Annotated in this window: 13 protein-coding genes; 9 read left to right on the plus strand and 4 right to left on the minus strand. The window is 45.9% G+C overall.

All coding sequences use genetic code 11. The features are described 5' to 3' along the window. Positions 1-171 precede the first annotated feature (171 nt). Entirely contained in the window at positions 172-1,389 is a 1,218-nt protein-coding gene (locus WA381_RS14210; RefSeq protein WP_156087072.1) for an MFS transporter, read from the plus strand. A 125-nt stretch (positions 1,390-1,514) separates the two neighbouring features. Further along, positions 1,515-2,333, plus strand: coding sequence for a mechanosensitive ion channel family protein (locus WA381_RS14215; RefSeq protein WP_156087071.1), 819 nt, complete (start codon positions 1,515-1,517; stop codon positions 2,331-2,333). A 78-nt stretch (positions 2,334-2,411) separates the two neighbouring features. Here the strand turns inward: WA381_RS14215 and gloA2 are convergent, their stop codons facing one another. After that, positions 2,412-2,795, minus strand: coding sequence for an SMU1112c/YaeR family gloxylase I-like metalloprotein (gene gloA2 / locus WA381_RS14220; protein WP_014951056.1), 384 nt, complete (start codon positions 2,793-2,795; stop codon positions 2,412-2,414). A 23-nt stretch (positions 2,796-2,818) separates the two neighbouring features. Continuing rightward, a complete protein-coding gene (locus WA381_RS14225) occupies positions 2,819-3,769 on the minus strand; it encodes an aldo/keto reductase (RefSeq protein WP_061486714.1) in 951 nt (316 codons plus the stop codon). 255 nt (positions 3,770-4,024) lie between these two features. Between WA381_RS14225 and WA381_RS14230 the strand changes: the two genes are divergently transcribed. The 5 genes from WA381_RS14230 (at position 4,025) to WA381_RS14250 (ending at position 8,818) form a co-directional block, all read left to right on the plus strand. Further along, complete coding sequence (locus tag WA381_RS14230) at positions 4,025-4,567, plus strand: lipocalin family protein (protein ID WP_014951054.1); 543 nt, start codon at positions 4,025-4,027, stop codon at positions 4,565-4,567. 98 nt (positions 4,568-4,665) lie between these two features. Further along, positions 4,666-5,712 (plus strand): dihydroorotase, encoded by a 1,047-nt coding sequence (gene pyrC, locus WA381_RS14235; protein WP_014951053.1) that lies wholly within the window; start codon positions 4,666-4,668, stop codon positions 5,710-5,712. Continuing rightward, positions 5,682-6,992, plus strand: a complete 1,311-nt coding sequence (locus WA381_RS14240) for a substrate-binding periplasmic protein (RefSeq protein ID WP_049588764.1) — start codon at positions 5,682-5,684, stop codon at positions 6,990-6,992. The genes pyrC and WA381_RS14240 overlap by 31 nt, the downstream gene beginning before the upstream one ends. Further along, positions 6,992-8,371: an ATP-dependent RNA helicase DbpA gene (gene dbpA, locus WA381_RS14245; RefSeq protein WP_014951051.1), complete on the plus strand. Its 1,380-nt coding sequence runs from the start codon at positions 6,992-6,994 to the stop codon at positions 8,369-8,371. Before WA381_RS14240 ends, dbpA begins: the two co-directional genes overlap by 1 nt. 48 nt (positions 8,372-8,419) lie before the next feature. Continuing rightward, the gene (locus WA381_RS14250; protein WP_061486712.1) at positions 8,420-8,818 is read left to right on the plus strand and encodes an ACT domain-containing protein; all 399 of its coding nucleotides are present in this window, start codon (positions 8,420-8,422) and stop codon (positions 8,816-8,818) included. Here the strand turns inward: WA381_RS14250 and WA381_RS14255 are convergent. Both WA381_RS14255 and WA381_RS14260 read right to left on the minus strand, forming a co-directional pair. Continuing rightward, positions 8,815-9,507: a lysoplasmalogenase gene (locus WA381_RS14255; RefSeq protein ID WP_061486711.1), complete on the minus strand. Its 693-nt coding sequence runs from the start codon at positions 9,505-9,507 to the stop codon at positions 8,815-8,817. The two genes, WA381_RS14250 and WA381_RS14255, sit on opposite strands and share 4 nt — an antisense overlap. Before the next feature lie 138 nt (positions 9,508-9,645). Then, on the minus strand, positions 9,646-11,712 hold the full coding sequence (locus WA381_RS14260) for a M13 family metallopeptidase (RefSeq protein ID WP_156087070.1): 2,067 nt from the start codon (positions 11,710-11,712) through the stop codon (positions 9,646-9,648). Positions 11,713-11,964: 252 nt separating this feature from the next. Between WA381_RS14260 and WA381_RS14265 the strand changes: the two genes are divergently transcribed. Then, positions 11,965-12,588 (plus strand): RraA family protein, encoded by a 624-nt coding sequence (locus WA381_RS14265; RefSeq protein WP_156087068.1) that lies wholly within the window; start codon positions 11,965-11,967, stop codon positions 12,586-12,588. 231 nt (positions 12,589-12,819) lie between these two features. Continuing rightward, positions 12,820-14,661: an ABC transporter ATP-binding protein gene (locus WA381_RS14270; RefSeq protein WP_014951046.1), complete on the plus strand. Its 1,842-nt coding sequence runs from the start codon at positions 12,820-12,822 to the stop codon at positions 14,659-14,661. Positions 14,662-14,718 lie beyond the last annotated feature (57 nt).

The raw sequence follows: 14,718 nt of genomic DNA on the forward strand, positions 1-14,718 counted from the left end.
TTTATCAAGTTTATTACATCGTTATTTTTGACCTACTGAATGCGTGCAATGATCAACGTGTTTTTGTGAAGTTTAGAAGGGCTGAACAAGGCCTTTCATACCGTGCTTGTGAGACAGACTATGCCCAATCATGATCCTAGTAGCAGAATTATCAGATGGCTAACCTACCTAATGTTTATGATGTTTGCGATGACGTCAGACTCGGTAGGCGAGATAATCAAAGAAGTGAAAGTGGCGTTCTCTGTCACCAATGCTCAAGCAAGCTTAATGCATTCACTCCCCATGTTAGGTATTGCCTTATCGGGTCTTTTCCTAGGTTTTTTGGCTGATAAGTTAGGCCGCAAGCCTACCATTATCATTGGTTTAGCGTTGTTTGGCCTTGCATGCTACAGCTTCTTAATTGCTAACGACTTTGTGTTGATTGTTAGTTTAATGAGCTTATCTGGCGTTGCCGTGGGCATCTTTAAAACAGGTGCGCTGGCGCTCATCGGTGATATTTCAACATCGACCAAACAGCACACAGCTACTATGAATGGGGCAGAAGCCTTCTTTGGCGTTGGTGCAATTATCGGGCCTCTTATTGTCGCTTATCTCATTCATCAAGGCGTTGCATGGCAGTGGCTTTATGTAATCGCCGGTGGTGTTTGTACGCTACTTATAATCGGTGCTTTGCTGGTGAAATACCCCGCTTACACTCGCGATACAGCCTCAGGTGAAAAGAAAGTATCGATAGCGCAGAGCTTAAGTTTAGTGAAAAACCCCTATGCTTTAGGATTTTCAGTAGGCGCGTTTTTATATGTCGCCGCAGAAAGCGCCATTTATGTGTGGATGCCGAGTTATTTAGTGTGCGACGCGACTACGCTTAAAGCGACCTATGATTGTTATACTGAAGGCTTCTCTCAGACCCTTGCAATATACTCGGTAACGGCATTCTTTATCCTTCGTGCTGCAGGGCGTTTCGTAGGCATCTGGATGATGTCTCACTTCAACTGGGCATTGGTTCTTATGGTGTTCACTGGTGCTATTGTACTGTGTTTCGGTCTTGGTCTGTGGGGCGGAAAACAGCTTGCGTTGTTTCTATTCCCGCTAACGGGCATTTTTATGTCAGTAATTTATCCTACCTTTAACTCAAAAGGCATAAGCTGTTTCCCAAAACATCAACACGGAAGCGTAGCCGGAGTAATCTTGTTCTTCACCGCAGCAGGTGCGGCTGCAGGGCCTTTCATCATGGGCCTGGTGAGCGACGCCAACGGTGGCGACGCCAAGTATGGCTTTATGGTAGCCACGGGTTTTGCTGCCGTGCTCTTTGTTGGCTTGGTGTATAACTACATTAAGAACCCTACCAAAGAACGTTTAGCGGAAATTGAGGCAAGCGAATACTCCAACTAAATGCAATGCTCGCTCTTTATTCCTTAAAACCGTAACGTGCCGGGCTTGCTCTCGGCACTGGTTTTTCCTCACGTTGTTGTTTAAGCTTCGGTTATTCCTATCAGTTTCTAGTCTAATCACGTTCCATGGATGAGTTAAAACAAGCGCAAGCCCTTTACGACACTCTTGTAGAATTTGCAGTGACCTACAGTTTCCAAATTGTAGGCGCCATCATTATTTTTCTGCTTGGCTGGTGGGTGGCCAATAAAATAGGCCACATGGTTGAAAACCTGATGGTCAGCAGAAATATCGATATTACGCTGAGCCGCTTTACCGGCGGTGCCAGCAAGCTAGTGGTATTGGGTATCGTAATAATTATAGCATTAGGTAATGTGGGCATTAGCGTAACCCCACTTATAGCCGCCGTAGGTGCTGTAGGTTTAGGTGCAGGTTTAGCTATTCAAGGTATGTTGGCCAATTATGCCGCTGGCTTTACCATAATTATTACCCGTCCTTTCGTTGTTGGCGACACTATCCGCGTGCGTGGTGTTGCAGGGGTGGTCGATCAAGTCATGTTGCCCTATACCATTCTTATTGACGAAGACAATGTTCACATCCAAATACCCAACAAACTGATAGTCGGTGAAATCTTGCATAATTCTGCAGAGAACATGTTGATTGAACTTGAAATTGGCGTTGCCTATTCCAGTAAGGTCGATGAGGTAATCGATGTGATTCGCAAGGCTGTTGAAACGGTAGATGGAGTCAGCGAAGAAAAGTCACCCGCCATTGGTGTAGATAATTTTGGCGACAGCAGTATTAACTTTGGTATTCGGGTTTGGGCGGCAGCTGTAAGGCATTTCGAAGTGCGCTATGCACTAAACCAAGCCATTTTTAATGCTCTTCAGCAGCATGATATTGAAATACCATTCCCGCAGCGGGAAGTTAGGATGCTCGACCAATAAAAGTTTGTATCGCTATTGATAAAAATGCCGAATAAGAGACCCCTTATTCGGCATTTTTCTATTACGGCTTCGCGATTTTTAGATTTCGTATAGCTCTAGGGGTAAACCGTCAGGATCTTGGAAAAATGTAAAGCGTTTGCCGGTGTATTCATCGGTTCTCACTGGCTCGCATTCAACTCGCTTATTCGTTAGGTGGTTGATCATTTCATCAAGGTTGTCCACCTTGAACGCTAAGTGCCTAAGTCCTTGCGCTTCTGGGCGCGACGGTCTTTGCGGTGCCCCCGGAAACGAAAAAAGCTCAATCTGACTGCCATCAGGTAACGCGAGGTCACATTTGTAAGAGTCTCTGGCTTCACGGTAGTTTTCATCAATAATCGAGAAGCCCAACACGTCCGTGTAAAACGTCTTTGAGCGAGGGTAGTCACTACAAATGATAGCAACGTGGTGAAAGCCTTTCAGCATCTTAATTTCCTTAATATTTATGCTTACGGCATCTCTTGACCGCGAGCAGCCTCAAATAACTTGTACCAGTGCTCTCGACTTAAATGAACATCTTCAGCCTTTTGGCTTGCTTTAATTCTGTCAATATTGGTACTGCCCAAAACGGGCGCAATGTTGGCAGGATGTCGCATCAACCAGGCCAAAACAATCGCTTCAGGCGTAGTTTGATATTCACCTGCAAGTTGAGCCACTAAGTCTGCTGTTGCACGGTCATTACTATTTTCAACTTTTGCACCTGTGTATCTACCTTGTGCCAAGCTTCCCCATGCCTGAAGTTGCACGTTGTTCATCATGCAGTATTCAAGTGTGCCGGGCGCATAACCTGTATCGCGATTAGCAGCACTGTTGGTAGTAATGCCGTCTTCTAACCAGTCTCTAAAGCCAAGGCTCATTTCAAGTTGGTTGGCAACAATCGGTGTGGAAAGTGCAGACTGCAGGTAATTAATTTGGTGACCATGCATGTTTGAAACGCCAACATGCTTTATTTTACCTTGCTGCTGAAGCAGCTTCAGTGTACCGGCGACTTCGTCTAGCTCCATAAGTGGATCTGGACGATGCAGCAGCAGTATATCAAGCTGTTCTATTCCTAATCTAGAGAGAATGCCTTCAACCGACGTGTGAATGTGATTTGCTGAAAAGTCGTAACGCTTTGGTCCTAAATCATCCTCAAATCGTATTGCACATTTAGATTGGATAATCATTTTGTCTTTTAATTCGGGCGCTTGCTTGAGCGCTTCACCAAAAACCGTTTCGGCTTTGCCGAACGTATAAATATCAGCATGATCAAACACATTAATATCTAAACTCAGCACAGTATCAATGATGCTTCTTGCTTGGCTTATATCGGCTTTGGTTGCCGGTTTGTCGTTCCAACCGCCACCTAAGCCCATGCATCCATATATTAAGCGGCTTGCGTGTGGAAAGTGTGCATTCATGTCATTTTCTCCCTGTTTGAGAATATCGAGTGGGCAGGGCCTGTATTAGCTCAAGGCTTGTTTTAAAAGCACTGTAATATGGTCCAAGCGATAAGAAAAGTCTGATTAGGCGAGCGTATTTTTACTGTCGACCGTTAGCCTAGCTTGAAGGTTTATGGTGTTGCAGCACCGATAAAGATCATTTTTGCGATGTAGGCGTGTATTTAAATTAATCAGTGGGCTTTTTAAAAGCTGAGTTCAAGGAAAAGAGGGCATATGTTTAAGCAGTTAGTTTCAATGATTATGGCGGGTATGGTGTGTGTGGGCTTGTCTGGCTGTACTGGCGTACCTGACAAGGTAGTGCCGGTTGAAGGCTTTGAGCTTCCTCGTTATTTAGGGAAGTGGTATGAAATAGCGCGCTTTGACCATAGCTTCGAAGAAGGATTAAGCGAAGTTACGGCAACCTATAGCATGCGCGATGACGGAGGGGTTAAGGTAATTAATCGCGGTTTTTCAGTAGAAGAAAATGCATGGGATGAAGCCGAGGGCAAAGCGTATTTTGTAGAGTCTGAAACGACAGGGCATCTGAAAGTATCGTTCTTTGGCCCATTTTACGCTAGCTATGTAATTATGGAGCTAGATAAAGAAGGTTATCAATATGCTTTGATAACAGGCCCAGATAAAGACTACCTTTGGATTTTAGCGCGAACACCTTCTATTTCAGATGAAGTCCGCACCCGTTTACTAGAAAAAGCGACATCGGCTGGGTACGACGTTAGCAAGCTTATTTGGGTAGAGCACGGCGAAGAGAATTCATAGCCACTTTCGAGCGAGTTGTTCTGCGCGCAAAATGGGAATTGTGCTATTATTGCGCGCATCTTCCCCTCTGTTTGAATAAGTACTAAGAGAGACAAGGCATGCAAACGCTCACCATTACTACGCCAGACGATTGGCACCTTCACTTTCGCGATAACGAAATGCTAGCTGAAACAGTGCCTGCAACCGCACGTTGTTTCCAGCGCGCTATTGTTATGCCAAACCTTGTACCACCGGTGGTTAATGCTGAAATGGCCATGGCGTACAAAGGGCGAATTGAAGCTGCGCGACCTAAAGGCAGTAGCTTTGAGCCATTAATGACCTTATTCCTTACTAATCAAACTACACCTCAAGACATTATCGATGCAAAACAAGCGGGCGTAACTGCGTGTAAGCTATATCCTGCAGGGGCCACTACTAATTCAGACGCCGCAGTAAAAGGCATTCAGGCTTTATACCCCGTATTCCAAGCCATGCAAGAGCAAGGCTTATTGTTGCTAATTCATGGTGAAGTGACCGAACATCACATTGATATTTTTGACCGTGAAAAAGTGTTCATTGATACCCATTTAGGGCCTATCGTTGACGCATTCCCTAAGCTGAAAGTGGTGTTTGAGCATATTACAACAGCAGATGCCGCAAGCTTCGTAGCGGGCGCCAGCGAATTTGTTGGAGCCACCATTACCCCTCAGCACTTATTGTTAAACCGCAACGATTTACTGGTTGGCGGCGTACGCCCTCATAACTATTGCTTGCCAGTACTAAAACGTAACACGCATCAAAAAGCGTTGCGCGATATGGTGGCAAGCGGCAACAAAAAATTCTTCCTAGGTACCGACTCGGCACCTCATGCAAAACATAAAAAAGAAAATGCTTGCGGCTGCGCGGGTTGTTATAGCGCATGGTCTGCAATTGAGCTTTATGCCGAAGTGTTCGAGCAGCTAGGCGCAATAGATAAGCTTGAAGGATTTGCTAGCCATTACGGTGCAGATTTTTATGGTTTACCACGAAATACGACTACAATGACATTAGTGAAAGAGTCGTGGACGGTGCCAGAACAAGTAACCCTAGCTGATGGCACCGATATGGTTCCATTTTATGCGGGGCAAACGTTGCAGTGGAAATTAGAAAAGGCATTTCAAGCGTAGTTTTTGTTGTTATTGTCTGTTTATGTGCCCTGTGGAGTTCATCCACTTGGGCACAAGCATTCTCTTACTCTCACGCCCCCGATTTACCAAGTACCCTTTCTCCCTCTGAGAAGCAGAGTATTCAATCTTACTCACTCACAGTGTTTAAAAATGCCTTATCAAAAAATGGCATTGATTTAACGCCTGCTACTAACACTTTATCGAATAGTGCCGACGTCCTTATCAATTTGATCAGAGATGAAAATAACGAAGATAGTTATTATTGGATCACGCCGCTATTTGCCTTTGAATGTGGAAATAATGTTCGTTGTACGCCTAATGCGGGCAGTCAGGCAACGACAATAGCAGTGAGCTATATCGCACTGAGCAAAAGTGAAGGTTCTGCCGATATTGCAGAGCGGATGAGCGAGCTGATTGCTCAATACAAAGGTTCAGACGACTTCACATTGCTTGCTAGCGCAATGCGGGATGAACTGAAAGCATCTTTCCCGGCCACAATACTTACTTTTGGAACACTAAGCTTAGCAGGTGAGCTGCATGCTAATACCGACAATCTTTGGGTCATCGCCGACATTGTGCCACTTTTTTCAGAGGTGGGAGTGCGAGGAAAGCTTAAAGGCATTGCTGCAGACTTGGTCAGAGACATATTAGATGAGATGACGCTCAAGCAGAGTATCCTTTCCGCGCCATGGGAACGTATTGCAAAGGAAGCAATGACCAAGTCTAACGTATTGGTATTCTCAGTAATTCGCACGCATGAAAGAGAAAGCGTGTTTCACTGGGTAACGCCGGTATCAAGAAACCTTCATGGACTGTACGGCATTGATAAGCCCTATTTTGAATCCTTTGCCAACGTACCAAAGAACTTTAGGGTTGGTACCTTATTGGAAGACTACCGCTATAACGTTGCGATAGAGCATGGCTTCAAAGTAAAAGCCTATGATTCGTGGCAGGCATTAGTGGACGCACTGATCAACAACGAAATTGATACTATTTTCGGTTCTCAGGGGGCAATTGACTTTGGATGTAACCCAAAACAATTTAAATGTGAGACAATAACCCTATCGAGTAAGTACGACATTTCAACGGCCTACCTAGCACTGTCAAAGAAAGACACCTGTGTTTTGGTTTTAGAGAAGCTCAAGTTAGCGGCGGCCGGTGTGAAAATGAGTGACAAGTTTAATGAGCAGCTTTCTTCCTGGAGTGACATGGTGTCCCAAGAATACGGCATAGCTCATCATACCGAACATGGTGTAGTGCACCTTTGGAACCCAAATTAATGACAGTTGAAACAGTTAAGCATTTAGATATAAACCCTGCCATCACCAAGGCGCTAGACTCACAAGGCATTTACCAACTTTCCCCTATACAGGCACAATCGCTCCCTGAGGCGTTGCAGGGGAAAGATGTGATAGGCCAAGCGCAGACGGGCAGCGGCAAGACTCTGTGCTTTGTAATTCCTGCCTTGCAGCACGTAGAAGTGAATGATTTTACCACGCAGGCTATCATACTTTGTCCTACCCGAGAGCTTGCTGATCAAGTGGCTCAGCAGTGCCGTTCGGCGGCTAAGAACATCGGTAATATTAAAGTGACCACGTTATGTGGTGGCCAGCCTATGGGGCCGCAGATTCAGTCACTGAAACATAGCCCTCACATCATTGTGGGCACGCCGGGTCGCGTAATGGACCATGTGGAAAAGCGTCGAATTGACCTAAGTAACGTAAAGTTGCGTGTCCTCGATGAAGCCGATCGCATGTTAGATATGGGCTTTGAAGACGATTTACGCATTATTTTCGGTCAAACGCCAAAACAAGTGCAAACCCTATTGTTTTCTGCAACCTTTACGGAACAAATTGAGCGTGTAGCCAAGCAGTACCTGCACAACCCGGTAACCTGTAAAGTTGAGTCTCAAGACAGTAAACCCGCTATCACCCAATTGGGCTACAACGTGCTCCCGCACACACGCACTCAGGCGCTTAAAGCGGTACTTACCCACTACCAACCTAAAAATGCCATTGTATTTTGTAACCGCAAGGTTCAGGTAAATGAAGTGGTTGAGGAGCTTATCGAAGATGGCTTTAGCGCAGCTGGACTTCAGGGGGACTTGGAACAGCATCAACGCACATCGGTGCTAATGCAGTTCGCCAGCGATGCGCTACAAGTACTTGTTGCCACCGATGTAGCTGCGCGAGGGCTGGATATTGATGATGTTGCCTGCGTAATTAATTACACGGTAAGTGAAGAGCCGGAAACCCATATTCACCGCATTGGTCGCACGGCGCGAGCAGGCGCACAGGGCATGGCGGTCACGCTAGTCAGCGATGACGAAGAGCACTTTTTGCGAAAAATAGAAGTATTGCAAGAAAGCGATATTCCACTTAAAGGCGCACAAAGCCTGCGTTTTCATAAAAACAAAATTACTCAGCCTGAATTTACCTGTATTTCACTAAGCGCGGGTAAAAAGGAAAAGCTTCGCCCAGGCGATCTGGTGGGTGCACTTACCAAAGATGCGGGCATTCCTGGCGACGACTTGGGCAAAATTAAAGTTCAGAACAGCATGAGTTTTGTCGCAGTGAAAACGCGAAGCGTGAAAAAAGCCATGGCGCACTTTAGAGAAGGTAAGATTAAAGGAAAGCGTATTAGAGCCCGAAAGCTTTAATATGCGCTCTTAGATCTAAGTACTGACGTTATTCAATGGAAGGTGAGTGTGGTCGCTGAAACTGACTTGAGCGTGATACTGAAAAATCTGAATCCTGTGGCGAGTAGTGAAAATTACGTTTTTACTACCTTGCCTGCTGACAGATTAACTAGTGCGTTAATTTCAGTAGCTAAGGGGATGTTTCAAGAACGCGAGGGCACCACCCTTATTCTTCCGGTTGCCGCAGCCGAGAAAGCTAATCTGCAATTTGAAGGTTATTACCGCTGTATAACCTGTGAAGTGCATTCTAGTTTGGAAGCGGTAGGCATGACTGCAGCTATGTCCACCGCGCTGGGTAAGGCAGGAATTAGCGCCAACGTGGTGGCCGCTTATTATCACGACCATATTTTCGTGCCAGCTGAAAAAGCCGACTTGGCGATAGACGTTTTAACGTCGTTGTCTAACTAGGTCTGACCAATCTCTTCCTGCTTATTCTCTTTTCTCAAAAAACCATCAACCAGCCCCATGGTTAAGCAATATTGGGCACCATAGTAAGTTGTCATTACCCAAATGGTAGACAGTGGAAGCGGGGTTTTGAAAACCGACTGGGCGAGAATGGCATCTGATATCACAAAAAATAACGCACCGGTTACGATCAGCTTAGTTTGAGCCAACCACACTGCGGTTAAACCCATCAGTGTGATTACGCTAATATAGGCGACTACAGGGTAAAATAAGGCTTTCGACGCTGGCAGAATGTGCACTGCCATCATTACGGCAAAGCTAACCATAATAATACTAATGAACCACTTTGGTTTGCGTGAAATGATATGGTCGCCGGGCGTTTCTTGTAGGCGGCGATGCAGCAACGCAAAACACATAGCATACGTTAAATGGGCAACAAAAAAGCACGCCAAGCCGGTAATAAAACTATCAGCAAAGGGCAAGGCCAGACTAACATCTCCGGCAAGACTAAAAAGTAACGCCGCCAACACCATGTATCGCGGCATGGCGCTAAGTTTTGTATAGGCGAAAACTGCCAGTACCACAATAGGCAGGGCTTTGGGTAAGAATTGCGCCACGCAGGGGGTAAGCGGCAGCGTCGCCAGGTAAATCAACGCTAAGCTGCTAAAGACAATAGTTGTTCTTACATTCATATTTAGCCTTTTTGAAACTGCTCAGTCATACACTTCAACACGACAAAAAAAGCCCCAGTTTGGTGAAGCAAACATGGGGCTTTAGCTATCGTATTTTATGTACGCTACGTTCTATGTACTGTGTTTAGAGTACGCGAATTACCAAATTTTCACGCGTTCTTCTGGTGGTAAATACAACGCATCTTCTTCGGTCACGTTAAACGCTTCGTAGAATTCAGGTACGTTGCGAACAGCACCGTTAGTGCGGAACTTCGTAGGTGAATGGGTATCGGTTTGTACTTGGCTGCGCAACGCTTCTTCGCGATATTTGCTTGCCCAAACCTGGCCGTAACCAATGAATACACGCTGATCGCCAGTGAAACCGTCTAGTTCAGGGGCTTCTTCACCATCAAGAGACAGGTGGTAAGCTTTAAGTGCGATGCTGATTCCGCCAAGGTCGCCGATGTTTTCACCTAGGGTATATTCACCGTTTACGTGCAAGTCAGGCAGAACCTCAAACTGGTTATACTGTTCAATCAAGTTCGCAGTGCGTGCTTCAAACTCGCCGCGATCTTCATCAGTCCACCAGTTTCGCAGAACGCCGTCACCGTCGAAGGTTGACCCTGAATCATCAAAACCATGGCCAATTTCATGACCAATTACCGCGCCAATGCCACCGTAGTTAACCGCGTCTTCGGCGTTCATGTCAAAGAACGGAGGTTGAAGGATAGCCGCAGGGAATACAATTTCGTTTAGCGGTGGGTTGTAGTAAGCATTAACAGTTTGTGGTGTCATGCCCCATTCATGGGTCCACACTGGGCCGCCTTGTTTCTTAAGCATTTCTTCGTACAGCACGTCCGAAGAACGCTTAAGGTTTCCAAACAGGTCACTGGCATTAACTGTCAGCGCTGAATAGTCTCTCCACTGGTCTGGGTAACCAATTTTCACGGTAAACTTAGACAGCTTGTCTAGTGCTTGTGCACGGGTTTCATCTGTCATCCAATCAAGATTTTCGATACTTTCTTTGTAAGCTAACAACAGGTTATTAACCATTTCCATCATGCGATCTTTCGCTTCAGGCGGGAAGTGCTGTTTTACATAAACCTTACCGATTAGCTCGCCTACATGAGCATTTGAAAGGCTTACTGCACGACGCCATTGTGGCTGTTGCTCTTCGACACCGCGAAGCACTTTGCTGTAGAAAATGAAGTTTGCTTCATCAAGCTCGGCATTTAAGCGACTGGCTGAAGCATTTAACAAGCCCCACTTAAGGAACGTTTTCCAATCTTCCAGTGAGGTATCTGCAATAACGCCATCAATGTTTTGCATGTAGTCTTTTTGCAGGATGCCTAGCGAAGGAATGTCGCTAATGTCTGCTTCAGTAAGATAAGCGTCCCAGTCGAACTTAGGCATTAACGCTTTAAGTTCTTCAATTGTCAGCTTGTTATAGTTGGCAGCAAAGTTACGGGCCTGCTCTTTTTTCATATGTAGCTGAGCAATTTTAGTCTCAAGTGCGAACAGCATATCCGCACTTTCTTTAGGCGCGTCGAAACCCGCCAGCTCAAACATGGTTTGAATATGTTTAACGTAGGCATCGCGAATGGTTTGTGATGTTTCGTCGTCTTTGAAGTAGTACTCGCGCTCAGGAAGGCCTAAGCCCGACTGCCACGTGTACATCAAATATTCTTTTGGCGACTTAAGGTCAGGGTATTGAGTTAGGCTGAACGGTGTACCGTAGCCATAGCGAGCTGCATAAGCGAAATACTCAGCAAGGTCGGTGTAGTCTTCAATGGCTTCAATCTTAGTTAACTCAGGCTTTAGCGGTGTCATACCAAGTTCGTTGCGGGTTTCCATGTCCATATAGGCACGGTAAAAATCACCGACTTTTTGCTCGTCGCTGCCCGCTTTAAAGTCGCCTTCGGCAGACGATTTTATAATATCCATAACGTGATCTTGTGCTTCATCGCGAAGGATCACGAAAGAACCGTAGCTCGATTTATCTGCCGGTATTTCAAAATTATCAAACCATTTGCCGTTTACGTAGCGAAAAAAGTCATCACCCGGGTCAACAGACAGATCCATATTTTCTTTAATGACACCTGAAGAAAGCTGTTGCTGAGCTTCTTCGGTAGCCGCGCTCTGTGTCTGTTGTTCTGTGGATGAATTTTGTGGGCTACAAGCCGTGAGGGCCAGTGCCACGCTTAAGCTTAAAACGCTACGTAACATGTCGAGTTTTCCTTTTCATTTTATTGGGCGACATTTGGGCTTGCCGCTTATTGTTTTTAGTGCGTTGCGAAACCTGTGCATCCCTTCTAAAGAATGGTGTGGCGTATTGCGTGCACGCTTTTTACTAATTTTTAGCATGGCGGGGGGGATAGAAAAAGTGTTTATAGTGAAAATACACAGCTTGTAACAACTTGTAGGGCTAATTTCGCTATAGTGTTTTTTTTCACACACTACAACATTCAAGGAACGGCGATGGACTTACACAATACCCCTTTCGATAGCGTATCACCCTGTGAGTACGCCGATGCGCTGCCAAGAGAGCAGTTCATGCACTATGCGATAAAACCATTGTGGGAAGGCATGCCACGCATTGCGGGCCCAGCATTTACTGTTAAGTGTGAGCCGGGTGACCATCTTATGCTGCATGCGGCGATATATCGCGCAAGCCCCGGTGACATTATTGTTGTGGAAGCCGATGATGAATTCGCTGTTGCGGGCGGTAACGTCTGCGCGATAGCCCAGTCTCGCGGCATAAAAGGTTTCGTAATTGATGGTGTTATACGAGATCTTGCTGAGACCCGTGACAACAATTTTCCGGTATTTGCCAGAGGCGTTATACCCAAGCCAGGCGCCAAAAAGTGCATATCGCCGCTAAATGAGCCGATTACCTGTGCAGGTGTAACGGTTCACGCCGGAGACATTATTGTTGCAGACGAAGAGGGGATTGCAGTAATCCCAAAAGATGAGGCGTTAGCAGCCTATGATATTGCTCAAAAACGTGCCCAGAAAGACGGCTCTATGTCACTTGGGCAGTGGCAGGCTGAACACGCTGAAAAAGTAGAAAGCATACTCGCTAAACTGGGCTTTGCAGAGTGAAAGCTGACAGAAAACTCGCTTATAGTTGGGTTGTTTTATGTTAGCTCTTCTCCAAATAATAATTTTGGCCAAGTATCAGTCTGTGCCAAATATTAACTAATGTTAAACGAGCTTTGCGGTAAAAAAGCACCGCAAAGTTCAACACACTTTCAGTTATCGTGTAGAATTGTGACCCAGCATTTTGGGGCATACGTAAACGTGCTCTGTCACTGAATAACTAACGAGTTCTACATGTTTTCATTTTTTGAAAAGCTGACCCAGCCTTTCCCTGACACGCCGCCTACCCAACCGCCAACAGGTATCGTTGCATTTTGTAAGTACTATACAAAAGGCATGTGGGGCGTAATCCTTACTGTTTCCGTGTTAAGTGCCATTGTTGCCATGTTAGAAGTGGCGCTGTTCGGCTTTTTAGGGCAGTTAGTTGACTGGTTCTCTGATCAAAACCGCGACACGTTTTTAGCAGACCAAAAATTTACCCTTATCGGCATGGGACTAACCGTTCTCGTTTTTATTCCATTGTTTATCTTGTTGCGCTCGCTATTTTCTCGTCAGTCCTTGATGGGGAATTATCCCATGCGCATTAGATGGCAGGCTCACCGCTATTTGCTTGGCCAAAGTTTAACCTTCTTCCACGATGAGTTTGCCGGCCGTGTTGCTACCAAGGTGATGCAGACAGCGCTATCGGTACGAGAAACCGTGACCAAGGTTCTCGATTTGCTGGTGTACATCAGTGTTTATTTTATCTCTATGGTAGTGCTTATTTTCAGCACTGACTGGCGCTTAGCCATGCCGCTTATCGTGTGGTTTTTTGTGTATATCGGTATCTTGAAGGTGCTGGTACCAAAACTAAAAGAAGTGTCGCAAAAGCAAGCCGACGCGCGCTCATTAATGACTGGGCGTATTGTCGATAGCTATACCAATATCACAACGGTGAAGCTGTTTTCACACAGTCGCCGCGAAGCGGATTACGCAAAAGAAAGTATGGATGGTTTTCTTAAGACGGTTTACCCGCAAATGCGTTTGGTTACCGTGTTGGAATTCTGCGTGGAAATGGCTAACGCCATTCTTATTTTCACCATTGGTGCGCTATCTGTGTATTTGTGGATGGAAAACATCGCGAGCCCGGGCGATATCGCCATTGCTATTAGTTTGTGTTTGCGACTAAACGGTATGTCGCACTGGGTTATGTGGGAAGTATCAGGTTTGTTCGAAAACTTAGGCACGGTGCAGGATGGCATGAATACACTAGCGCAGCCTATTGCAGTAAAAGACAAGCCAAAAGCCGATGCGTTAAAGGTAAATGGCGGCGGGATTAATTTCGATAATGTGCATTTTTCTTATTCAGGTGCAGACAACAAACCTATTGATGTGTTCACTAACTTGGATTTAGCCATTAAGCCCGGAGAAAAAGTGGGCTTAGTGGGGCGTTCTGGCGCGGGTAAATCGACACTGGTTAATTTGCTCATGCGTTTTTACGATACCCAGAGTGGTCGTATTGTTATTGACGGCCAAGATATTACTGAAGTAGGCCAAGAAACCCTTCGCGCCAAAATCAGCATGGTGACACAAGATACTTCACTGATGCACCGCTCCGTACGCGACAACATCCTTTATGGTCGAACCGACGCGACAGAAGAAGATATGATCCGTGCAGCCAAACAGGCCGAAGCGCACGACTTTATTCTTACGCTTACCGATAGTCACGGTAGAACAGGGTACGACGCTCACGTGGGTGAACGAGGCGTGAAGCTTTCAGGCGGTCAGCGCCAGCGCATTGCTATTGCGCGAGTGTTACTGAAAGACGCGCCTGTATTAGTGCTGGACGAAGCCACATCAGCGCTAGATTCAGAAGTTGAAGCAGCTATTCAAGCGTGTCTGGATAAAGTGATGGAAGGCAAAACCGTGCTGGCTATTGCGCATCGACTGTCGACCATTGCGCAAATGGACAGGTTACTTGTTCTGGATAAGGGCAATATTGTAGAGCAGGGAACCCATACCGAGCTTATTGCGCACAATGGCATATATGCCAAGCTTTGGGCGCACCAAACGGGCGGATTTATAGGCGTTGAATAGGCAAGGCGCGAATTAGCGTTCAATCGCAGATGGGATGGATAAACCGCTTGTATCTTG

The sequence above is a fragment of the Alteromonas sp. CH_MED4-4 genome, from assembly GCF_037029575.1.
Taxonomy (GTDB): domain Bacteria; phylum Pseudomonadota; class Gammaproteobacteria; order Enterobacterales; family Alteromonadaceae; genus Alteromonas; species Alteromonas macleodii.